This window comes from Streptomyces sp. NPDC000941 (assembly GCF_053599555.1).
The window spans coordinates 1-21,578 of record NZ_JBSFMM010000194.1 but is presented as its reverse complement, the minus strand read 5'-3'; the positions used below and the strand labels follow the sequence as shown (position 1 = coordinate 21,578).

At 66.7% G+C, this 21,578-nt stretch carries 26 protein-coding genes, 1 tRNA gene and 1 pseudogene; 23 read left to right on the top strand and 5 right to left on the bottom strand.

What is annotated here, in order from left to right; all coding sequences use genetic code 11:
- Positions 1–163: 163 nt before the first annotated feature.
- Together ACWDSL_RS41045 and ACWDSL_RS41040 are read left to right on the top strand one after the other, a co-directional pair.
- Entirely contained in the window at positions 164–1,423 is a 1,260-nt protein-coding gene (locus ACWDSL_RS41045; RefSeq protein ID WP_450493201.1) for a tyrosine-type recombinase/integrase, read from the top strand.
- 259 nt (positions 1,424–1,682) lie between these two features.
- The gene (locus ACWDSL_RS41040) at positions 1,683–2,864 is read left to right on the top strand and encodes a hypothetical protein (RefSeq protein ID WP_450493199.1); all 1,182 of its coding nucleotides are present in this window, start codon (positions 1,683–1,685) and stop codon (positions 2,862–2,864) included.
- Positions 2,865–2,916: 52 nt separating this feature from the next.
- On the opposite strand, the gene ACWDSL_RS41035 is transcribed toward ACWDSL_RS41040, so the two are convergent.
- Positions 2,917–3,159 carry a hypothetical protein gene (locus ACWDSL_RS41035; RefSeq protein ID WP_450493197.1) on the bottom strand — a complete coding sequence of 81 codons (243 nt, stop codon included), beginning with the start codon at positions 3,157–3,159 and terminating at the stop codon, positions 2,917–2,919.
- A gap of 153 nt (positions 3,160–3,312) precedes the next feature.
- Positions 3,313–3,735 (bottom strand): XRE family transcriptional regulator, encoded by a 423-nt coding sequence (locus ACWDSL_RS41030; protein ID WP_450493195.1) that lies wholly within the window; start codon positions 3,733–3,735, stop codon positions 3,313–3,315.
- 282 nt (positions 3,736–4,017) lie between these two features.
- Here ACWDSL_RS41030 and ACWDSL_RS41025 point away from each other — a divergent pair, with 282 nt between their 5' ends.
- The 18 genes and pseudogenes from ACWDSL_RS41025 to ACWDSL_RS40940 all read left to right on the top strand — a co-directional run bounded on the left by ACWDSL_RS41025 (position 4,018) and on the right by ACWDSL_RS40940 (position 16,573).
- Positions 4,018–4,290, top strand: a complete 273-nt coding sequence (locus ACWDSL_RS41025; RefSeq protein ID WP_450493193.1) for a helix-turn-helix domain-containing protein — start codon at positions 4,018–4,020, stop codon at positions 4,288–4,290.
- Positions 4,287–4,547, top strand: a complete 261-nt coding sequence (locus tag ACWDSL_RS41020) for a helix-turn-helix domain-containing protein (protein ID WP_450493191.1) — start codon at positions 4,287–4,289, stop codon at positions 4,545–4,547. Before ACWDSL_RS41025 ends, ACWDSL_RS41020 begins: the two co-directional genes overlap by 4 nt.
- 91 nt (positions 4,548–4,638) lie before the next feature.
- On the top strand, positions 4,639–5,001 hold the full coding sequence (locus tag ACWDSL_RS41015) for a hypothetical protein (RefSeq protein WP_450493190.1): 363 nt from the start codon (positions 4,639–4,641) through the stop codon (positions 4,999–5,001).
- Positions 4,998–5,900, top strand: coding sequence for a hypothetical protein (locus tag ACWDSL_RS41010; protein WP_450493189.1), 903 nt, complete (start codon positions 4,998–5,000; stop codon positions 5,898–5,900). Before ACWDSL_RS41015 ends, ACWDSL_RS41010 begins: the two co-directional genes overlap by 4 nt.
- Entirely contained in the window at positions 5,897–6,040 is a 144-nt protein-coding gene (locus ACWDSL_RS41005; RefSeq protein ID WP_450493187.1) for a hypothetical protein, read from the top strand. The genes ACWDSL_RS41010 and ACWDSL_RS41005 overlap by 4 nt, the downstream gene beginning before the upstream one ends.
- Entirely contained in the window at positions 6,037–6,417 is a 381-nt protein-coding gene (locus ACWDSL_RS41000) for a hypothetical protein (protein WP_450493185.1), read from the top strand. Before ACWDSL_RS41005 ends, ACWDSL_RS41000 begins: the two co-directional genes overlap by 4 nt.
- Positions 6,418–6,454: 37 nt before the next feature.
- Entirely contained in the window at positions 6,455–7,510 is a 1,056-nt protein-coding gene (locus ACWDSL_RS40995; RefSeq protein ID WP_450493184.1) for a YqaJ viral recombinase family nuclease, read from the top strand.
- Positions 7,507–8,286, top strand: a complete 780-nt coding sequence (locus ACWDSL_RS40990; RefSeq protein WP_450493183.1) for an ERF family protein — start codon at positions 7,507–7,509, stop codon at positions 8,284–8,286. The genes ACWDSL_RS40995 and ACWDSL_RS40990 overlap by 4 nt, the downstream gene beginning before the upstream one ends.
- 260 nt (positions 8,287–8,546) lie before the next feature.
- The gene (locus ACWDSL_RS40985; RefSeq protein ID WP_450493181.1) at positions 8,547–8,984 is read left to right on the top strand and encodes a hypothetical protein; all 438 of its coding nucleotides are present in this window, start codon (positions 8,547–8,549) and stop codon (positions 8,982–8,984) included.
- Complete coding sequence (locus tag ACWDSL_RS40980) at positions 8,981–9,691, top strand: hypothetical protein (protein ID WP_450493180.1); 711 nt, start codon at positions 8,981–8,983, stop codon at positions 9,689–9,691. Before ACWDSL_RS40985 ends, ACWDSL_RS40980 begins: the two co-directional genes overlap by 4 nt.
- Positions 9,692–9,919: 228 nt before the next feature.
- On the top strand, positions 9,920–10,237 hold the full coding sequence (locus ACWDSL_RS40975; protein ID WP_450493178.1) for a hypothetical protein: 318 nt from the start codon (positions 9,920–9,922) through the stop codon (positions 10,235–10,237).
- Positions 10,237–10,533 carry a hypothetical protein gene (locus ACWDSL_RS40970; protein ID WP_450493176.1) on the top strand — a complete coding sequence of 99 codons (297 nt, stop codon included), beginning with the start codon at positions 10,237–10,239 and terminating at the stop codon, positions 10,531–10,533. Before ACWDSL_RS40975 ends, ACWDSL_RS40970 begins: the two co-directional genes overlap by 1 nt.
- Positions 10,475–11,047, top strand: a pseudogene (locus tag ACWDSL_RS40965) (DnaB-like helicase N-terminal domain-containing protein); the annotation flags it as partial. The gene ACWDSL_RS40970 and the pseudogene ACWDSL_RS40965, both read left to right, overlap by 59 nt.
- Before the next feature lie 69 nt (positions 11,048–11,116).
- Positions 11,117–12,364 carry an AAA family ATPase gene (locus ACWDSL_RS40960; RefSeq protein WP_450493202.1) on the top strand — a complete coding sequence of 416 codons (1,248 nt, stop codon included), beginning with the start codon at positions 11,117–11,119 and terminating at the stop codon, positions 12,362–12,364.
- A 3-nt stretch (positions 12,365–12,367) separates the two neighbouring features.
- Positions 12,368–13,045, top strand: a complete 678-nt coding sequence (locus ACWDSL_RS40955) for a WhiB family transcriptional regulator (protein WP_450493175.1) — start codon at positions 12,368–12,370, stop codon at positions 13,043–13,045.
- Positions 13,042–13,200, top strand: a complete 159-nt coding sequence (locus ACWDSL_RS40950; RefSeq protein WP_450493174.1) for a hypothetical protein — start codon at positions 13,042–13,044, stop codon at positions 13,198–13,200. The genes ACWDSL_RS40955 and ACWDSL_RS40950 overlap by 4 nt, the downstream gene beginning before the upstream one ends.
- 93 nt (positions 13,201–13,293) lie before the next feature.
- Positions 13,294–13,998, top strand: a complete 705-nt coding sequence (locus ACWDSL_RS40945) for a hypothetical protein (RefSeq protein ID WP_450493172.1) — start codon at positions 13,294–13,296, stop codon at positions 13,996–13,998.
- A 154-nt stretch (positions 13,999–14,152) separates the two neighbouring features.
- On the top strand, positions 14,153–16,573 hold the full coding sequence (locus tag ACWDSL_RS40940; protein WP_450493171.1) for a DUF3376 domain-containing protein: 2,421 nt from the start codon (positions 14,153–14,155) through the stop codon (positions 16,571–16,573).
- A 220-nt stretch (positions 16,574–16,793) separates the two neighbouring features.
- Here the strand turns inward: ACWDSL_RS40940 and ACWDSL_RS40935 are convergent, their stop codons facing one another.
- Positions 16,794–16,970, bottom strand: a complete 177-nt coding sequence (locus ACWDSL_RS40935; protein WP_450493169.1) for a hypothetical protein — start codon at positions 16,968–16,970, stop codon at positions 16,794–16,796.
- Between the two features lie 60 nt (positions 16,971–17,030).
- On the opposite strand from ACWDSL_RS40935, the gene ACWDSL_RS40930 reads away from it, so the two are divergent.
- Positions 17,031–17,102, top strand: a tRNA-OTHER gene (locus ACWDSL_RS40930).
- A 204-nt stretch (positions 17,103–17,306) separates the two neighbouring features.
- Positions 17,307–18,209: a hypothetical protein gene (locus tag ACWDSL_RS40925; RefSeq protein ID WP_450493167.1), complete on the top strand. Its 903-nt coding sequence runs from the start codon at positions 17,307–17,309 to the stop codon at positions 18,207–18,209.
- A gap of 309 nt (positions 18,210–18,518) precedes the next feature.
- Here the strand turns inward: ACWDSL_RS40925 and ACWDSL_RS40920 are convergent, their stop codons facing one another.
- Together ACWDSL_RS40920 and ACWDSL_RS40915 are read right to left on the bottom strand one after the other, a co-directional pair.
- Complete coding sequence (locus ACWDSL_RS40920) at positions 18,519–19,535, bottom strand: HNH endonuclease (RefSeq protein WP_450493166.1); 1,017 nt, start codon at positions 19,533–19,535, stop codon at positions 18,519–18,521.
- Entirely contained in the window at positions 19,532–20,155 is a 624-nt protein-coding gene (locus ACWDSL_RS40915; RefSeq protein WP_450493164.1) for a class I SAM-dependent methyltransferase, read from the bottom strand. The genes ACWDSL_RS40920 and ACWDSL_RS40915 overlap by 4 nt, the downstream gene beginning before the upstream one ends.
- 279 nt (positions 20,156–20,434) lie before the next feature.
- On the opposite strand from ACWDSL_RS40915, the gene ACWDSL_RS40910 reads away from it, so the two are divergent.
- Entirely contained in the window at positions 20,435–21,556 is a 1,122-nt protein-coding gene (locus ACWDSL_RS40910; RefSeq protein WP_450493163.1) for a hypothetical protein, read from the top strand.
- Positions 21,557–21,578 lie beyond the last annotated feature (22 nt).

The window sequence follows — 21,578 nt, the reverse complement described above, 5'->3', positions numbered from 1 at the left end:
GAGCACCTGGTTGTGGTCCAGGATGTCGCGGGTTCGAGTCCCGTTACTCACCCTGAACGATCAAGGGCCTGACCTGCGCAAGCGGGTCAGGCCCTTGATCTTGCCCGAATCTCGGCCAAACGAGGGCCAAACCGGATCTTCGAATCCTTCCTAGCCTCAGCCCATGGCAACCATCAGGGCGCGCAACCGCAAGGACGGGACCTCCATCTACCAAGTCCGCTGGATCCAAGGCGGACGCGGCGGCAGCTGGGAGTCCGAGTCCTTCGGCGATGAGGATCAGGCGGCGGATTTCAAGAAGCTGGTCGACGCCCACGGGCAGAAGTGGCCGTACGGCTGGGTGAAGGGCGAGGGCTTCGTCGAGCAGCCGGCCGTACCGGGAGACATGCCGTTCTTGAAGTACGCCACTCGGTACGTCAACCGGCTGAACGGGATCGATGACCGCACCCGCGAGGACTACCACCGCGAGATCCGGATCCACCTCTCCCTGCTCCAGCACGTCGAGCCGACCGGCCAAGTCGTACCGGCAACGATCGCCAACCTGGCTGAGGACGACATTCAAGACTGGGTGCGCCTCGAGGAAGAAGGCGAGCCGGATCCCAAGAACCCGAAGAAGTGGAAGCGGATCAAGGCCGACCCCAAGAGCATCCGCAACCGGCACGGCTTGTTGTTCTGCATCGTGCAGTCGGCGGTGGAGCGCACCCCGCAGCTACGCACCACGAACTGTTGCAAGAACACCCGGCTCCCGAGATTGGACGATGGCACCGAGGAAGAGATGTGCTTCCTCGAGCACGAGGAGTACCAGCGCATCGCACAGGAGATCAGGGACCCAGACGCGCGCGACCTCGCAGACTGGCTCGTCGCCACGGGCATGCGCTGGGGCGAGGCGACGGCTCTCAAGGTGAAAGACATCACCCTCGGCGTAGAGCGATCCACGGTCTCCATCCAGCGTGCATGGAAGAAGGCCAAGAAGGGCGCCGAGGGGGGCGCGTTCTACCTCGGCCCACCCAAGACCAGGAAGGCACGTCGGATCCTCCGGCTCACGCCCGTTCAGGAGGCTCTGGTGCGCCGTCTGACGGCCGGGCAGCCCAAGGAGGCGTTTCTATTCCAGACGCCCACTGGGAAGCACTGGCGGCACGCGAATTTCTACAACAGGAAGTGGCGCCCCGCGGTTAAGGCCGCGGTCGCCAAGGGACTCGCGAAGGAACCCCGCCTTCACGATCTTCGGCACACGCACGCGTCGTGGCTGATCGCTGCGCGGATCCCGTTGCCCGCGATCCAGCGTCGGCTGGGGCATGAGTCGATCTCGACGACGGTAGACCGCTACGGACATCTGCTGTCCGAGCTGGACGACGACATCACAACCGCCGTCGAGATCGCCATGGCCGACAGGGCCCGACCGCGGCTCTTCGCTGTCGGCGCCTAAGACGGTGTCCCACGTGGCGAAGCGGACGAGCCGCTTGTAGCAGCACAGGGCTGCAGCGAGTCCGAGGAAGGGGCGCGTGCAGGTCCAGGGTGCGCTTACACGGGCGTGTGCAGGTACTGCAGGAGCGGTCCCGCGCCCCGGGTGCGTCCTGGGCAGGCGCGCTGCCATCTGCATCAGATTCGTGCCGAGTGCGCCAGCGCCGTTGTCGGTTCATCGCGTTCCGGGCCTGGCCGTCGATGGGATACGTGAGACTGTCGCTGTGTTGATCGGTTATCTCGTCGTGGGTATCGAGCTGGTGCTCGGGGTCGCCATGGCTCTGCTCCTCATTCCTGGACCGGTTCAGCGCTGGGGGTCGGGGTTTTTGGAGGACTTCGAGCGGCTGCGCGTCGCCTCAGGGGTGCGTCGAGCTGCTCCGCTTCTGACGCAGATGCTGCTGCTGCCGCCTCGAATACGAGATCGGGTCGACGGCCACGGATTGGCCGTTCTGTATGTCATGCGGTGGTGGCGCGCTCTGCCTCTGGCCATGCCGATCAAGACACTCCGGTTTCTCTTGCTGCTGTTCGTCTTGGTGAAGGTCGACGACATGGCCGCCTGGGAGCATCTGCGGTTGAGCGCGGATCCGGGACCGAAGCCTGGCGTGGTGCAAGCACTGCTCAGCAGCATCGTGGCTGTGCCGATGTCGGTGCGTCTCTGGGACTTTGGCGCGATCGGCAAAGTAGCGACCCTCCTGGCCATCGCCCTGATCTTGGTCGCCGAAGTGCGGCTCATCAAGCGCACAAACCTGACCAGCTCCGGCAGCACCGCGACGCATGCCGCCTATGACCTGGAGGCCCTCGCCGGATACCCGGACAAGCAGAGTGCACGAATGGAGTACCGGCGCTGCTGGCCGGTCGTTGCACTGCTGACGGTCGCAGCCCAGTGCGCCACAGTTCTCCGCCGCTGGGAGGAAACCCAGCCGGACTGCCAGATCCCGCGAGTTTCCATGGAACCGGTTGAGCAAGCCATCTGGAGGGCCCATCGCACCCGCCGCGCCAGAGCCAGACGGCACAACGAGCAGCAGTACAAGGCGCATGCCGCACTAGTGGTGGGCGCGCTACGGAGGGCCGAAGCGCGGCAGGACTCCGAGCCGGGCCGCGCCCTTGAAGACCTCATCGTGATGCTGCTGACGATCGCCGAACGCTACGCCGAGGGCCGCATCGACGACCTTCTCGACGCAGATCAACTCGCCGGCGTAGATCCGGCCGCGCCGAGGGAGCGATTGCGGATGGTCATGGTGGGGCTCGTAGTCGTGCTGGTCATGGCTTGTGCGGCCGTCCTCGGGTTACCCGAGGCTGCACTCGTCCCTTTGCTGCCGGTGGTGGTGCTGTTCGTCGCGGTCGTCTTCAACCGCGGTCGGATGCCAACTGCGGGACAACTCACCGATTTGATCATCCCCCGGTGAGGCTGAAGAGCCCACATTGAAGCCCTACCCGCCTCACCACATAGGACACTGTCTAAGTGGCGGTGTGGGGCGGTTCGCTGCCGCCCCACCTCTGCACTTGCAACCCGTGGTGGCTGACATGCGCCAGAATTTCGTTGATCTCCTGGCGTAGTGGCTCGGTCATCTCGCCCTCGCGAATCAGCCACAAGATCTCTCCTGGGCGCTCCACCCTGATGACGCTGCGATTCTTGGGCATCTCGGCGTCAGTTGCGAATTCGATGTGCGAGTGGCAGTGGCTTGCCTCTTCCTGTGGCATCGAGCCCCTCCTGGAGCAGTGCGACCCCCGGATACTCGGTCACCAGTTCGAATCCGGGTGTCGCGAGAGTACCGGACCATCACGCCCCCAGTCGGAGCATCAATCATGCCTTTTCGGCCATGGTCACACTAGGTCGCGCGCCGTAATTAGTACTTACGCACCGTCAGATTTACGCCCCTTGCGAGCGAATGCCTCCACCATGGCTGTCACCTTCGCCAGATCCTCGGGCGAGAGCTCTTCAGCATGGGCCAGGAGCGCCATGACTTCACCCGACTGGGCGCGCAGGGAGTCGATGCCAAGAAATTGAGCCCCCGCCGCATCCTGCAGCATGACCAGCGGCAGCTGCAGCCCGGCCGCGAGAGCGCGCAACTCGGGCAGCTGCGGGGGGATCACGGGCAGACGCTTCTCGAGGCGGTCGATCCAGCTGTACTTGACCAAACTGCCGCCCCCCGCTTCGGGGTCAACACATCGGTCCGCGAGAGCGCGCAGGCTAAGGCGCAGCTCTGCGCGACGCGCGCGGACGAGGTCGGACAGGTGCGCCCGCCCGCGGGCGTACATGGGTTCCTGTTCGGCCATGGGGATCATCCTGCCACTCCGAGTCACGTAATGGGCCGTGGGTGTCCATGTGACCAGTGGTGCGTGAGCTCGCCCCCCGCTCACACGTGCCGGTCGTTTCACGTGCTGGACAGAGTGTCCATGCTGAGCGACGGCGCACGCTAGGGCGCACGACATTCATGACCAGACCTAAACCCATTGTTGCTTTCGATGGACATCACGTCCATCTCGTGCGATGCTCGCTATGTCCAAGCAGAGCAACAGATTGTTCTATGAGGCGGACGCGTGAATGATTGCGCACCCATGTACAAGCTGCTCGAGCCGGATCTGATGCAGCGCCTCATGCGGCGCACCGGCACCGGCGCAAAGATCACCATTCGGGAGTTGGCCGAGGCTGTCGGCGTCCCGCACGGCACCATCGGCAACCTGCTGACCGGCGAGCAGGAGAGCGTCCCGAGCGACATCGCGCACCGGATCACCCGGAAGATCGGCGTCGATGTACTGATCCTCTTCGCGCCCGCTGGCCGCAGCAGTGGTGAGAGGTCGCCGATGCGGGTCACAACGGTCCCGGCATGAAACGGCGCCTGACCTACGCGGAGGCGGCGGCCGAGTTGCCCGAGGGCGTCACAGAGACGTGGCTTCGGCGGCACATCAAGAAGCTGCCGCACACCAAGTTGGGCCGAACCGTGTACTTCACGGACGCCGACCTCGAGGCGATCGACGCCCAGTTCCACCACGAGCCGGAGCAGGCTCCCCAGCTACGCGCCGTCGGCACGCACCCGCTGGCCAATCTCAAGCCCCTGCCATCGCGGCGCACCGCTCGGACTTCCTGACCGCGTGAAGCGGGCCGACCGGACTGCAGACCCGGCCGACCCTTCCGGCTTCACCTCACCAACCACTGATCACAGAAAGCGAGGCTCCACCGTGAGCACTCAGACTACCGACAGCCCACCCACCTCCGAGGAGACGCAGCGCCACCGGCACATGGCCGCGCTGGCGGTGGCCCAGCGGATCGTCACCATCAGCCCGATCGTGCCGAGCGACGTGAGGGCGTCTTGCTTCGCGTTCGACGTCGACAGGCCGTCGGTGGACGTGTATTTCCACGACTCGCCCGAGGGTGTGCAGGCGCTGGCCGAGGTGCTGGGCGGGACGGCCACCACACGTCCGTTCCGGGAGGACGACCCGCGCCCGTACACCTCGGCCCAGCTGGTGGTGTCCGGAGTACCGGTGAAGGCGTGGGCGCTGATGGACGACGTCGCTGCGCAGGATGCGACGGTGTCGGCATGAGCGCAGCGGCGCGGGTACGGGTCGCGAGGAACACGATCGTCGCTGCGTGGGAGTGCGGCCGGGCCCCGGTCGCTGATCCGGCGTCGAAGGCGGCGCAGGCGCTGGAGGACCGCGGGCTGCTGCAGTCACCGGAGACGACCGCCACGCTGGCCGAACTCCGTGCACTGGTCGACGTCAGCCCGGCTGAGCTGTCAGCCGCGCGAGTCAAGGCGCTCGCCGCGGCCGGCGCCCGGGCGGTAGCCGACTCGACTCATAGCCGCATGTGCGGCTGTGACCTGTGGCCGGCTGAGTGCCCGAACTACCGCCCGGGCCCCTGGCACACGAACACGTTCATAGCGGGCATCCCCGCGGTGATCGGGCTGTGGGAGTCGCTGCGGACTGAGGTCGAGGGCCGGGAGTTGCGACGGCTGCGGGAGCGGGTCGCCGAGCTGGAGGCCGCCGCAGAGCTGGAGCCGTCCGGGGTGCCGGTGCCGCCGCCGGGGCTGTCGACCACGGAGGCGGTTGGGCAACTGCGGGACGCACTGGGTAACGGCGACGCGCCGTCGCAGGTGGTGTCGACAGCAGACGACGTCCCGGTGCCAGTGCTACTGGACGAGACTGCCTGCGCGTCTGTGCTGGTCACGCGCTATTGCGAGGCCGTCGATACCAAGTGGGTTCACACCGGTGACTGGTCCGAGGGCGGGAACTGGCCGCTGTACCGAGAGGCCCACGCCACTGGCGCTGTACAGCCCCTGACTGCGGACGAGATCAGGCATGGCATGGGCGAGTTGACCGAGGTGGAGACGGTACCCGCCACAGACCCGTCTGAGCTGCCCGCCGTGGTGACCACGTACGCGAAGCAGGCCGCCACTGGGGTGCGCCCTCTGATCCACCCGCTCGACAAGGGGGTGCGGTCATGACCGTTCTCCGCTGCCTGTTCGTCTCGCTCGTGCTCTACGGCGTCGGCTGCATGATCCTTCGCGCCGTCGAGGACGCGCCCCGCATCGCCGCCGCCATCCGCGCGCATCGTGTCCGTCGCCACGCCGGAGGTCGCCGATGAAGCCCATCACCGCCTGCCAGCGCGCGGGCGTCGTCGAGGTCGACGTGACCTGTGCCGCCGAGGGCATGCTCGACCGGCTCGCGGACGCCTGGCTCGACCAGCCCGACCTGATCGAGGACTTGGTTATCCGCCTCGGTAGCGCGCTCCGCTTCCGCGAGGCGGCTGCCGCCGACGGCGACCAGCAGCATGCCGCTCTGGCTGCCAGCCAGGCCAAGGAGTGCCGTGAGGAGCTCGTCGGTCACATGGCCGCGGTGCGCCCGGAGGGGTTGGAGCTGGTGACGGTACATCTGCCCCGACCGGACGCGCTCGACCTGACCGAGGAGCTGACTCGCGCAGCGGGACCGGCGCCTGGTCAGCGTATACGAGGCGCTGCATGAACACCCGCCTCGCCAACTCCCCCAGAAGGGACCGCCGATGACAGAGACCGTGCAGGCCGGGGCCACCAGCGCCCCGGCCGCCGGCCAGCGGGTCACACCCACCGGCCGCCTCGTCCTCGACCACACCGCACCCCGCGATGTCTGGCTCGACGCCCGCCGCAAGGGCATTGGCAGCTCGGACCTCCCCGCGGTCATGCAGCTCTCGGGGTTGAAGACGCCGCTGCACGTATTCCACGACAAGGGCGGCGCACTGCCTCACGATGACGAGTTCAGCGAGGCCGCCCACTTCGGCAACCTCCTGGAAGAGCCGCTGGCCCGCGACTGGGCCCGCCGCAACCGCACCGTCGTCGCCCCCGTCGGCCTCATCGCCAACGAAACCGACCCATGGCAGATGTGCACCCTCGACCGGCTGTGCACCGAGTGCCCACTAGACCGGTCGCAGCGAGCCCTGTGCGCCCTGGAGGCGAAGACGAGGAATGCATTCGTCGCACACCTCTGGAGGCAAGGCCCGCCGGATGATGTGTTGGCCCAGGTGCTGTGGCAAATCCTCGTCACCGGCCTCGACCACATCCACGTCGTCTGCCTGATCGGCGGCCAGGACTACCGGCAGTACACCGTCCGCCGCGACGAGCACACCAAGTTGGTCGCGTACATCAACGCGACTGCGGCGCGGCTGTGGCACGAGCACATCCTTCCCGGCCAAGCCCCGAAACCGACCGGCGAGGAGCCCCCGGACGCGCTGCTGGAACTGTACGACCGGCTCCACCCCGACCGCGAAGGCGTGGCCGTCGTCGACCGCAACGTCGATGCGCTCGATGCTCTCGCGGACTACCTCGCCGAGGGCGACACGATCCGCGAGGCCAAGAAGCGGCAGACGGCAGCCAAGGCCCGCATGATCGCCGCACTCGGCAACGCACAGGCCGCGATCCGCGCTGGCCGGCCCTTCTACTCCATCGAGCAGTCCTCGCAGGAGCGCTGCGACATCGCCCGGCTCCGCGAGGAGTTCCCCGAGGCATACGCCGCGTGCGTCGTCGACAAGTCGCAGGAGCGCCTTTACATCCCGCAGTTCGTCCGCAAGGAGCACGCAGCATGACGTCTCTCACCGAGCGCGCCGAGATGGCTGCCAACAGCACCATGCCCGCCGGGGCGTACAGCCCGCCCGCCGTCCCCGCAACCGCCGGCGACGAGTTGCCGGACCTCAGCGGCTACGTCCCGCGCGAGGGCGAGGACTGGGACATGGTGCCCGTCCACATCGCCTGGCTCCGCGTCCGCCGCGATATCGAGTACATCGGCAAGGGCGACGCTTACAAGGAGAACGGCAAGACCAAGTACAACTTCCGCGGCTACGAGCGCACCGTCGCGGCGTTCGGCCCGGTCACGCTCAAGCATGGCGTGTCCATCGTCCCGCACTGCGTCACGCCGAGCCACCGCGACGCGCGCAGCGGCAAGGGCACTCCAATGCGCGAGAGCACCACAAAGATCACGTGGCGCGTGTACGGGCCGCGGGGTGACTTCTTTGAGATGGAGTCCGAGGGCGAGTCCCTGGACTACGCCGACAAGGGCACCGCGAAGGCGCAGACGATCGCGCAGCGCGTCGTGCTGCTCGTCGCCGGTCTGATCCCGACCGGAGCACCGGATAACGACGAGTCCAATATCGAACGCGGTGAGGCCCCGACCCGGACCGCCGAGGACTACCGCGACGAGATCATCAACCCGCAAACCACGCCCGGCCGCCTGGAGCAGATCAGCTACGAGCTGCGCAACGCGCGGATGCTGCACGTGCTGGTGGCGAACGAGAACGGCGACGAGGAGACCCTCGACGCGCTCGGTATGCGGCACTACAACGAGCGCACCAGCGGTGGGGCATGAGCTGGCACCTCGAGGCCACCAGCCTCACCGCCGCCCTGGGCATTGCGGTGGCCGTCCTCGCAAGGACCGGCGCAACGCGGGCGCGCGCAGCCCTGACCCGCCCGCCGGCCACCGCCGAGCAGGACGCCGCCGCCCTCGCTGAGCCGCTCGCCGACGCCGCCGCTGGTGCCCGGAAGAGATGCGCACCACCTACCACGCCGAGCAGGCCGACGGATCCTGCACCTGCTGGACGTGCAATACCACCGCCTCGGAGCCCGCCGGTGTCTGACGACTACCCGTTCCACGAGCCATTCAGCCCCGAGTACGTACGCCCCACCCCCGCCGACTGCCCCAACTGCGGCTGCTGCACAGCCCGGCTGTGCGCGAAGGGCCGCACCTCGCCCCTGGTCTGCATCGGCCACGTGAACGGCGACACCAAGGAAACCGTCGCGGCCTGCCCCTGCTCCGCCGAGAGCACCCCGGGCACCGCCGCACACACGGCCAAGCTGCACAAGTCCCGCCGCCACCCGATCGAGAAGCCGCTCGCCGAGGACGCCGAGGCGCTGCTGCACGCCCTCGCCGAAGGCGGTCCGGCGCCGATGCGCCTGGATCTCCTGCGCGTCCTCGTCGCCTGGCGGTATGTCGCCGAGGACGATGGCGACCCGACGGTGACCAAGTTCGGCCGCGCGTACCTCGCCGCCCGGGATGGTGCCCAGTGACGGCCGCGACCTTGTTCGACCAGGGCGCCGCGTGTCCCGTCCCGGCTCCGGCCGGGGCGGGCCCCGCCGCCCTCCGCGTCATCGGCCTGGACCTGTCCCTCACCAGCACCGGCGTCTGCCTCACCAACGGCAGCACCTGCCGCGTCAAGACCCGCCGACAGGACGGCGATCTACGTCTGACCCTCATCCGCGACCTGGTCCGCGCAGCCCTCCGCGAGGTGCGCCCGCACCTCGCGGTCATCGAGGACCTGCCCAAGCACGCCAAGGGCGCTGGCATCACCGCGATGGTGCACGGCGTCGTCCGCGCCGAGCTGGTCGACGCCTACGTGCCGTACGCCGTCGTCGTCCCTGCCACGCTCAAGAGCTACGCGTGCGACCACGGCAGCGCCGACAAGGCGCGCATGGCGGCCGCCGCATACCTCGCCACGGGCATCGAGTTCTTCGACGACCCGGGCGGCGACCAGTGCGATGCCTGGTGGCTCCGCGCTGCGGGGCTGGACTGGTACGGCCACCCGCTGTTCGCTCTCCCGCAGCACCAGCGGGCACGGCTCTCCAAGGTGCGCTGGCCCAGCCTCGGGCTGTTTCTGGCCCCCTCAAATGGCCCCCCTTCCGCCACTCCCACGACCGCTGAACCGCAGGAAGGCTTGACCGCCAAGCAGGAAGACGACGCAGGTACCGCTCTACGCCGGGATCGGGCTACGTCGTGAAAGGAAAGCTCGTGAGCGCCCAGCCCCTGCCCGGGAGCTGGCTGCCTGGCCTCCACATCCGGCGCATGGAGCGCGGCCAGACCCCATCGCGGACTGCCTGTGCGGCCGCTGCGGCCACCACGAGCGCGTCACCGGCCGCCGCCGAGTCGAGGACTACGTCCACGCCAACCCCGCCATAGGCCACCGGGCCAACTGCCGCCCGGCCCAACAGCAAGGAGCACAAGCCGCATGATCCACATCGACGCCGACGTCAAGTTCGACAGCAAGGTCCTCACCGACGTCGCCGAAGCCCTCGAACCCCACGCCGCCGAAATGTTCAAGCAGCGCCGCGGGCGCTGGATGGCCATCGTCGAACTCACCCACGTCGAGCGTGTCGAGCCCGGCCCCGACGAGGACAAGCAGCCCGCCGTAAAGGTCCGCGTCACCGGCATCGAGGTCGCCGCCGATGAGGTCACCGGCGGCCGGCTGCGCAGTCTCCAACGCGAGATGTACGACCGGCGCACCAGCGGCGGCACCCTCTTCGGGGCCCAGGCCCAGAGCGCCTGATGACCCACCGCTCCGGCAGGACGGGCGCGGCCGACTCCCGATGCCCGTCCTGCCAGGCCCCCGTCATCCGCCAGCTCGTCGAGGTACTGGCAGTCGTCGCCGACCCCACCCCGCTCGACCCCGCCGAGCAGCAGACGGCCCGCAGCCACCACCGGCTCATCTGGTGCCTGACCCAGCGGCTCCACAGCCCGCACCGGCTCCGCTGGATCACCGCCTGGCACCCCACCGCCTGCCCACATCCCCACGTCGCAGACCACAAGTGCCCCGGCCCCACCCGGCAAGCCCCGCTCTTCTGAACCAAGGAGAATCGTGGACAACGTCCGCCACATCACCCGCCCCACGGTGGACGACGACGGCCTGACCCGGGTGCCCCCGCAAGACCTCGACGCTGAACAGTCCGTTCTCGGCGGCATGCTCCTGTCCCGCGGCGCCATCCGTGACGTCACCGCTGCTATGGACCCGGCCGAACACTACCGGCCCGCCCACGAGACCATCCACCGCGTCATCCTCGACGTCCACGCCAGCGGCGATCCCGTCGACCCCATCACCGTGGCCGCCGAACTCACCCGGCGCGGCCACCTCGAGCGCATTGGCGGCGCCGCATACCTTCACACCCTCGTCCAGAGCACCCCCACCGCCGCCAACGCTGAGTACTACGCCGAGATTGTCCACGAGCGCGCGGTACAACGCCGTATCGTCGAAGCTGGCCACCGCATCACCCAGATGGGATACGCAGGTGCCAACGACATCGACGAAATCGTCGCATCGGTCCGTATAGAGATCGAGGACGCGACCGCTGCGCACACCGCTGGCGAGCCCGGTCACCTCACCGCCGCGCTGCTCGACTGGGGCGCGTTCTTCTCGCTCGACTTCAGCGCGGTGCAGCTGCTTCCCGGACGCCTCATGGCGCGTGGCCAGCAGATCACCCTCGTCGGCGACGGGAAGGCGGGGAAGAGCCTGTTCTGTCAGGAGTGGATGTGGCGAGTCGCTACCGGGCAGCCGTTCCTCGACGACAAACCACAGGCCCCCGTCCCCGTCCTCTACCTCGATGCCGAGAACGGGAAGGAAGCATTGCAGGAGCGATTCCTCAGCTTCGGCGCGGGCGACGGGCGCATGGGGATGCTCTCCTACGCCTCGTTCCCGCCTATCAGATCCCTGGACACCGCGGGCGGCGGCGCCGATGTCCTCGCACTGGCCGCTGCAGTCGAAGCTCAGATCGTCGTCATCGACACCGTCAGCCGCTTCATCTCCGGCCCTGAGAACGACGCCGATACCTGGTTGGCGTTGTACCGGCACACGCTTCTGCCGCTCAAGCGCGCCGGCCTCGCCAGCATCCGTCTCGACCACCTCGGCAAGGATGGGGAGCGCGGCGCCCGCGGCAGCAGCGCCAAGACTCAGGACGTCGACCACGTGTGGACCCTCACGTCACAGGGTGGCGGCTCCCTGATGCTCAAGCGAACGCACACCCGTACCGGCATCGGGCCCGACTCGTTCGCCCTGCTGCGGCAGGCCCGGCGCGACGGCGACCACTGGGCAGCCGGCGGCACTCGCCACATCATCGCGCTCCCCGACCCGATCGGCTTCACCTCCGGCACCGGCCTGGCAGCCATCCCCGGCACCGTCGAGCACATCGTGGCCCGGCTCGACGAAGCCGGAGTCCCGACCGGCTGGGGCAGCCCCCGCGTGATCAAGAAGTGCGGCGAGCTCGGCATCAAGGCGGCGAAATCCAAGATCGAGGAAGCGGTACGAATCCGAAAAAACCGCCCCACCACAGGCATCCCCCCACACCTCCCCTACTCCCCGGTAACAAAAAACTCCCCCGAATCCGGGGGACCTCCGAACAAAACCCCAGGTCAAACCTCCCCCGGGGAAGTCCCGGGGACCCTCCCCCCGGCCCTCTCAGCACCTCCCTCCCCCCGTCCCCCCTCTCAAGAGGGGGGAGGGGGTGCCAACTCCCCCGGGGACACCAGCGACACCAGACACCTCTGCGACGTCTGCGAACGCCCCATCAACCCCGACTGGGCAGCCCGCGGCTACACCACACACCTCGGCTGCGACCCCGCCACCGACAGCCACCCAGACGCCCCCACCGCCAACACCCCAACCACCAACCTCGACGGGAGCTGACCCATGCTCGAACTCGACGTCCTCATCCCGCCGTACCTCCTCAACGCCGAGCCCACCCCCTGCGTCGGCAACGGCGACCTCTTCATCGGCGACCGTGCGGACGTGGCCAAGGCACGTGTTCTGTGCGCCGACTGCCCCATGCGGGCCGACTGCCTCGACTACGCCCTCGAGACGCGCGAGCCGCACGGAATCTGGGGCGGACACACCCCGAAGGAACGGCAGGACATCCTCAAGCCCAAGCCCGCGCAGAAGCCGCTCATGACCGCCGAGCAGGCCCTGTGCGGGACCCGGCCGGCGTACTGGCAGCACGTCGCCGCTGGCGAGCGGTGCGCCGAGTGCTGGCTCATGCGTGAGGAATGGGTGCGTCAGGAGCGCCTCGAGCGCCTGGAACGGGAACACGCACGACCCGAGGGCGGCTCGGCGCGCGGCTGGTATGTGGAGAAGCAACTCGGCCTCGAGCCGTGCTCCACGTGTCTGGCTGCTCGGCGGCGCGCGAAGAACGCCGCGGCGCGCAGCCGGAGGACCCGCACGCGGCAGGCCGCCACTCCCGAGCCCCAGCCCGCGTCCGGCCGGGTGCCCGCCGCATCCGGTTCCCTCGCCGCCCGCGCGCACGCCCCGCAGACGGCCGCCGCATCACGCCCCTGTCCGCCATCGCCACCTACCTGGTCGGCTGGCAAATGAGCTGGCACATCCACCCCCGCGACGCCCAACTCTTCGCCGACGTCGAGCACGTCCCCAACAGCGACCCAAGCGCCCAGTGGGGCGACCACAGCGCGACCACGAAGTACGACCGCATGCGAGAGCACATCCAACGGCTCGCAGCCGACTGCCCCTGAACAACGCGACGGGGCGCGCCTCTCGTCTCCCCAGACCAGGCGCGCCCCACACGGCGAGATCACCGTAACCCACGCACCGCCAGGAGCACCGCGATGATCCCAGCCACCAGCACCAGCCCCACCGAGCACCTTCAGAGCATTATCGACAGGTGGGCAGACCTCGAAGACGCCCTCAGCGCCCGCCAGGCCACCACCTGGCCGCCGGTCATGGGCATCGTCCACCTCGTCCTCGACGACGACGAGCGCGCCGAGCACGCCGCCGAGCGTCTCGACACCGCGGCCGACGCACCTGGCACCCGGCCCGTGCCTCTCGACCTCGGTATCTACGACACGATGCGCGCCGTCGAGCAGGACCTCGTCGAGTGCGCCGACCAGACCGCCGCTCTCATCCAGCGCTCCCCAATGCCGTACGCCCCCCGTGACTGGCCGGCCGCCGACCGCGCCCGCCGCGACCAGCTCGCCACCGCCGACGCCCGCGACCCACGCCGCTGGCGCTACACCGGGCAGCGCAGCGCCCCGTACTCCGCCGCCTGGCTCGCCGCGCGACTGGAGGGCCTCGCCGGACCGTTCCTGCCGCTCAGCCCCGCCCGCACCGCCCGCATCACCGCCGTCGCCACCGCGGCCGCCGAGCGAGTCGAGACCGCGCTCCGTATCGCCCGCCGCAGGGTCCCCGTGGTCTGGCCGTGCCCGCATTGCCGCGGGCACCTTGTCGTCGAGGGCGGTGACGGGCAGCCGCCAGCCGTACGGTGCAACTCGTGTGGCCGCACCTGGCACAACCAAGCCGACTCGGCAGCCTGAGGGCTGCGGGCAGCCGCTTCTCTTCTCGTCCCGCGGTGACCATCCCGCTTGGGGTGGAGTCGTGGCCCCTTGATGGGGGTACTCAAGGCGCCCATCTCCCTCCCATCAGGTACACCAGAGGTAACTAATAGCGCACATGATACAAGGAGCAAGCATGGCCATCTTCCGTACGGAAAAGGGAAGTAAGGGTCTCAAAGAAGACCACGTCGACGGAAGACACCCCACGCCCGACACCACAGAGAAGATGGAGACTCGGCTTGCCTTGGTGATGAACGGAGGTGTCAGCCTCGCCGTCTGGATGGGTGGCGTGGCCCACGAGATCGATTTGCTTCGCCGAGCGTCTGACGGTGTCACTACTCAAGACCAAGTGGCGGAGCGTGACAGAGAAGTTTTTAAACTGTGGAAACAGTTGGCAGATAAGGCGGGCCGGCGCGTACAGATCGACGTCGTCTCGGGAACGTCTGCCGGCGGTCTCAACGGAATTCTACTGGCCACTGCGGTCGGTCGTGGGTCAGCCCTTCCCAGCGAGCCTTCTTGCCTCCGTGACTTGTGGGTGGACTCGGCATCATTGGAATCGCTAAGCCAAGGCGAACATCCGAACAGCTTGCTCAACGGGGACAAACTTGAAGAGTCGTTCAGAAAGGCTCTCGATGGAATCAACGGGTCTAACTCACCCGGGACAGTCACATTGCTTGTGACCGCAACTGCGCTCAATGGCCGAGGCAAACCCCTCAAGGACACCTTTGGCCAACCATTTGACATTCGCGATCACCGCCGCGTTTATCAATTCAAGAGTGAACCAGATTACAAATATAACAACAAGGAAGGTAAGCCGCATTGGGGGAAGACCGAGAAAATCAACCACTTTGCATACGGCAATACAACATTCGAGGATGCCCTAGTGCAGGCCGCACGCGCGACCGCGAGTTTCCCGGTAGCCTTTAGCCCCATTAGCGAATACCCACTTACAGACCACCGACTACACCCAGACCCGGGCTACAAGCACCCAGCAAGCAACGTGATGGACGGAGGAGTACTGAACAATGCGCCCTTCGGGCCTGTCCTGGAGGAAATCACCAAGCGGCCTGCTGAAGGACCAGTGGAACGCGTCGTCGTCTACGTCACCCCCACTGGCGGGCGACTGACAGAAGAGCATGTCAAGGGCAAATGCACCGAAGAAGTCAACCCCCTCACCGCCGCCTGGAATGCGCTATTTTATCCTCGAGAGGCAGACATTCGCTCGGGCACCGAAGATCTACACAACCGGCTGAGCACAAGCGTCCGCGAAACCCGCGAGGAACTATTCGAGCAACTGCTGGACTCGGAGAAGGGTGAGCGGCTCGAGAAGCGGGTACGCGTGGCCGCGTGCAATCTCCTTACTGAATACCGGTTGAGTCGCGCCAGGGCAGTGGTACTGGATGCGATGACTGAGCGAACACACCCTGAGACCATTACCTCCCTGGTGACACCGCCCGCAGCTGACCTGAAGGCTATCGAAGAAATCCTCGACCTGAAGATGTCCTGGTTCCCGCTGGATGACATCCGGGAACTTAATGACCCCGATCTTGACACGTGGCGCTGGGGGTGCCGCACAGCGGAGCGCCTCCTGCAGACCCTCGCTCACCAGCTACACGAAATCCTCCTCGGCTCCCTGCAGGATTCGGCGCCCGTCCACAGCTTCAGGCAGAGAGCTCTGACTGATGGCATTAAATACATCACAGAGCAACTGCAGAAGATGATCGCCGTCTCCGATGCCGTGTTCGAGGAGATGGCACACTGGCCATCCCCTGGCGAGCGTATGAGCGAACGTCGCGCAGCCGAGGTAGTCGAGCAGGTATTCACCAAGCTGGACGTGCCGGCGGCAGCGGGTCAGCTCGTCGACGAAGCCACAGCATGCTTTCTTCGCACATTGCGAGAGGTCGAGCCCGGTGCACGCTGGACGCGCCGAAAAGACGTAGTGTCTGCCTACCTGCTACTGGAAGTACTTACGCAAGCTTTCGCCCCACCACTCAAGGTCGTCGACAAACTCACACCAAAGTTCCGCTTTCTCCGAATGGGACCGGATGCAATGGGGCCCCTGTTTAATGAGGACTGGTCAGCAGACATTGGCGACAAGAAACTCTACGGCATTCGAATCCATCATTTCGGTGCCTTCATCGACAAAAGATGGCGGAAATCCGACTTTACCTGGGGGCGCCTCGATGCAGCCCATCATCTCCTTCCTCTGCTGCTACCCGAAGAGCCAAGCGAGGAGCAGGAGAAGGAACTCCACCAACACATCATTAACTCCGAGGGTACATGCGTCAATCGAATGAAGAAAGACCTTAGGAAACTAATCAGGTGCACCGACCCTCAGCTCCTCTATGACGTCAACCCAGGGTTGGAAATGAAGGCTGGCCGTGAAGTGCTCCGTCTACTGCAAAACCAGCCATCACTCAAGGGGCATCGACTACGCAGTTTGCTATTTAGCCGCGCCTGGAGAACTCTTTGGAAGAGGGCGGTGCGGTATTGGCGAAAGCAGGGCGAGGCCACAGGCGCACGAACATGGCGCCTGACGCAAAGGAGAGAACGCTAGGCGCGTACACGCGGTATAGCGTCGAGCCTCCAGACCAGCGTGCCGCGGGAACTCCAGCAGATCGGTAATACGCTGCATCCACGCCAAGGATGAGGCCGTCCACACGCACCCGCCGGCCGCCGCTCGGTGACGGCGGCTGGACGACGACATGCAGCACCTGGGCCATGTCGCCAGCCTCCAACCACAGGCTGCTGAGTGCGTCCCGGGATGGGCCGGGTGGCTACTGGTCGGCGGGGAGCCGCCGGGCAAGACGCGTAGCCAGTTCGTTCGCAACATCGGTGCCCTGTTCGCCGAGCAGCTGCAGCATTTCCACCACAGCCTGCGCCTCCCCGCGGGTGATCAGCGGCTCGCGCTCGCCCTGGTTCTCGATCAGCTGCCACAGCTGCGCCTCATCCATGTGCTGACCAACCGCCTCCGGGTCGATGGGGTCACGGCCAGACTGGACGGGCGTGCCGGTCGCGGGGTAGCTCAGCCAGCTCAGAGCAGCCGGTACGCCGGTGGTCGCGGGTTCGAATCTCCGCCCCCGCACGCCCACCAGGCATGCGATCGCCAGGACGGCAGGACGTGCGCCCAGGTCTCGCGCCCCCAACTCGCGTCCGCCAGACCTTCACGCCTGTGTAGGATTTTCTAAGATCGCAACTCCGCCAATTGCTACGCCCCTTCCAGTTCTTCAACTCGCTGAGGGCGCAGCCCACTGCACCCTCCCTCCGGGAGGCTGAGTGATGAAGGACCTATGCCCAAGACCGGATACATCTACGTGCCCGCCCCGTCCCGGGCGAACCTGGAAATCGGACTCAACCAGGGACTTTGGGGGTGGCGCACCAGCGCCCTGGACCGAGCCGAGGCGCGTGAGGCCGTGCAGACCCTGAAGGAAGGCGACTTCCTGATCCTCGGGCACAAGGGCCCCAACAGCCGTGTAAGGCCAGGCGGATGGACTGACGTAACCCTCCAGAGGGTGATCGTCACTCAGATCACCAGGCCGCTGTTCACCGACACCGCGCCGGTCTGGCCCGACGACGACTACCCCGAGCGCATCGGCATGGACGTCCTCGACGAAGAGCACAACGTCACCGGAGCCGCCGTTGGTGCTGATGGCATGGAAGCCCTGCGTCTGTCCGCGAACAAGCAGGGAGCCGCAGTCCTGCGCTCTGGGACTGCCTCCGTTGCCCAACTGGCCAGCGAACTCCCACCAGTCGACACTCTCCCTGCCGAGGGAAATGTTGACCACGACGGCGACGTCAATGCTGTCGCCCAGGTCCTCGTCCGCCGCGAGCAAGCAAAGCTTCGCAAGGCGCTTCTCGGCGGAGCACAGCAGGCCGCCTGCGCCCTGTGTGGCCGTGTACTGCCAACACGGTTCATCCGGGCTGCCCACATCAAGCGCCGCAGCGCAGCGACCAGGGAAGAGCGGCTCATGATGGCCAACATCATGCCCGCCTGCCTCATGGGCTGCGACGAACTATTCGAACACGGCCACATCTTCGTGACCGGAGACGGCACCATCGTCGTCCGGCAGAAGCCCAACGACACCTCAGATCTGCGGGAAGCAGCTGAAGCTCTCGCCGGCCGTACGGTCGCTGACTACGGCCATCATCGAGCGCCCTTTTTCACTTGGCACCGGGAAAACACTGCTGCCTGACTCGATTCAAGCCGTGCTGTCCCGCTTCAAGTTGCGGGGGCGGGACATCAGCCTGGCCAGCACACGGGCTGGAACGACGACCAAGGCTCGCGCACGGCCTGGTTCCTCGATCAGCGTCCACAGGTGCGCCTCGTCAATGCGCTGATCAACCGGGCGCGGGTGAGGAGGCACTGCACCGCATCGCCGCCAACGCCGCATCTGCCGCGGGCAGCTGCTCGTCGGTGGCGGCGACGGGCCGCCGGCCGTCCGGCGAGCCACCTGCCTTGTCGCTGCTCTGCCGTCGGAACGGTTTCGAGAGGAGCTACCGGACTACTCGAAGGCGGCTTGTACCTGGCGCAAGAAGTACGGCCACTGCTCTTGGGAGCTGGCACTGTGCCGCACGCTTCGGAGGCTGAGCTGGAGGGTCTTCCTGAGTGGGTGGGGCGACTGCATGATCGCCTCGTTTCGCTGAGCGAGCCGATGGAGCTCCTCGGGCTTGGGGAGGCGGTCACTCTTGGCGCTGTTGCACGTTTCGTGGGCGGGAGCCAGGTTCCAGATGACGTCAAGGTCCGGGCCGCTCCAGCCAGAGAAGGCACCAAAGCGCTCCATCAGGGAATAAGGGAAGACATGGTCGACGGCGGTGCTGTCGCTTGGCGTGATGGGCTCGGTGCAGGTGAGGCAACGGCCGTGCTGAAACCCAATCAGAGCGTCGGTGACCCCGGTGACCGAGCGACGCCGGCGCTTGTCCATGAGCTGCAGTGTCGACCAATCCACCGATACCCCCTCGTCGATGAGGCTTCGGCCGATGCCCACAGCGAAGGAGCTTTCTACGATGTTCCACCGCGCGCCCAGCTCGGCCCGCAGACCGGCGGTTTGCTCGCCTTGCGCGATGGCGCGCAGCTCGGGCGTCAGGAGCACGATCGGCTTGCGTGAGCTGCCGGTCAGTTCGTAGAAGCGATGCGCCGTCTGGGTGCCGCCGCGCAGGTTGTGGAACTTCTTCATCACCATCCCCGGCATGGTTCGCACTGCGGAATGCAAGAGCCGGTCGGTGGGGTGGCCGAGCGCAGTGGACTCGTCGGCCTCACGCGCAGCCACTGTCAGGAAGTCCGACTCTCCGGCCGGCGGCCCTGACGGGGCTTGCGGGGCTTCGGCCAGGTGCGCCACCAGGCCCATGGCGTACGGCACCGCGAGCTCCTCCAGGGACACCTCGGCTCTGTCCTGTGCGGCGCACTCCAACAGCGCAGCCCCGAGTGCGAACTTGTAGGTGCGGGAGTTGGAGCCCATCAAGACGGCCAGCCGCCAGGACGTACGGGCGCTCGGCTCGTATCGGAAGAAGTCCACTGTCATCGGCTCACCCCCGGCGCAGCGTGCTGCTCCGCACGGAAGACCAGGGTGCTCCAGCTCACGCCTTCCCGGCTGAGACAATCCGGCTCCTCGCCGCGGTGCACTGCGGACAGGCGGAACCGTTCAGCCAGCGCTACAGTCTCGGCCGCGGACACCGCGAACATACGCCGCCCGGTAGGAACCGGACCGTGCCGCAGCGAGAGGGCAACACATCCTCCCGGCGCCACCAGCTCGGCCAGCCGTCGCATGGCATCGACGTGCTCCCGCTCGTCCAGGTGCATCCACACTGCGGAGAGCAACATGAAGTTGAAGGGCCCTTGGAGACCGGTCAGAGAAGGAAGGGCGTCGTCGGTCCAGTGGATCGCTGCGTCTGCGTGGAGGCGCTGTCCGATCCGCCGCAGCTCAGGAGTGGGTTCTACCGCTACGACCTGGTGCCCTCGAGTGGCCAGCGCGGCAGCATCACGGCCGCTGCCGGCGCCGATGTCGACGACCCTGCCCGGAGCGGGCGGCAGCCACGGCAGGAACTCCTTGTGCACAACTTCGAACGCCACCCCCTCGTACCGGCGGGCAAGTTCCTCAGCATCCTGCTCGTAGCCTGCAGCACTAGGCACTCGCGACTGCATACCCGTACGCCCTCCCATCCCAGCGTGACCAGTCCATCGCTCACATGCACGCTAGGTCATCAGCTTCGCCGGCATCACCTCGCATAGCACCTGCTTTAGGAGTTCGGTCGCTGGTTGCCTCGGTGCTGCTGGGTGCGCTGTTCTGTTGTACGGCAATGGCTCTGGAGGGCGCGAGCAACTTGGGCGTTTCATGAGGTCAGAGGCCCGGCGGTGGTTGGCCGTCCTGTGTAGTCCACGGATGGCGAGGGGACTGTCAGTGCGGTGATTTAGGGTCGCGGCATGACCACTAGCGTTGAGGGGATCAACCCCGGTGATGTCCGTACACGCGCTGAGATCCGTGCGGTGTTCGGGGGGAGCCCCCAGGGAGGGATCTGTCCCTCTGAGGGCATGCGCAGCGTGAACCTTTACTCGGACCCGGACGTGGGGGAGCAGGCCGGATACTACGACGGTTGGCTGGCTGAAGAAGACGAGTTGGGCGCCCTCTTCGAGTACACCGGTGCTGGGAAGTCCGGTGACCAGACCTTCGATGGTGTCGCCGGCTCAGGGAACAGAGCGATTCTTCGGCACGCGGAGCAAGATCGGGTGCTTCGCGTGTTCACGCGTGTAGGCAAGCTGCCTGACAGCGATACGAAGACGCACCGGTACCTCGGCACGTTCACGCTGGACGGGATGCAGCCGTATGTGTGGCGCAGGGTTCATGGCGAAGACGGCAACGAGCGTGAAGTCATCGTCTTCCGCCTGCGCCCCGAGGGTACTGTGCAGCACGCCACACAGGATGTGATCCCGCCCGCTGAGGAAACCACGGCGGAGTTGGTGCCATTTCAGGTCGTTACCGGGGCGATGTTTCAGGCGGATCCGGCTACGAGCGGTGAGTTGCCACTCCCCAAGCAGTCCGCGCGTAAGAAGAGTTCCTCGCGTAAGGCGCCCCCCAATGCGGAGACCAGCGGGACGTTCGTGGTCCCTGAGGCATTCGGCACCAAAATGAGTCTCCGTGCTGCCGCTGCCGCCACCATCGCAGTCCGTCACGAGGCGGAGCTGACTCAGGCATACAGGGCCCACTTGGACTCTGCTGGGCACCAAACCGGCGCCTTCCAGATTAAGGTGAAGGGCCTCACCTCAACGCTCCGCACGGACCTGTACGACGCTACGGACCATGTGCTCTACGAGGCGAAGGGCTCGAACTCCCGAGAAGACGTGCGGATGGCACTCGGGCAGCTCCTGGACTACAGCCGCTACGTCAAGGCACCGGGGCAGGAAGACGAGCCCAAGCGGGTCGTCCTTTTGCCAGCTGCTCCCACTCCCGACATGTACACCCTGCTTGATCGGTATGACGTTGGAGTTGTGTACCGATCGGACGACGGCCGCTTTGTGGGGGACGCCGTCCCCGAGGGCAATCAGTAACGGGGCTACCGCTCTGTTGCCA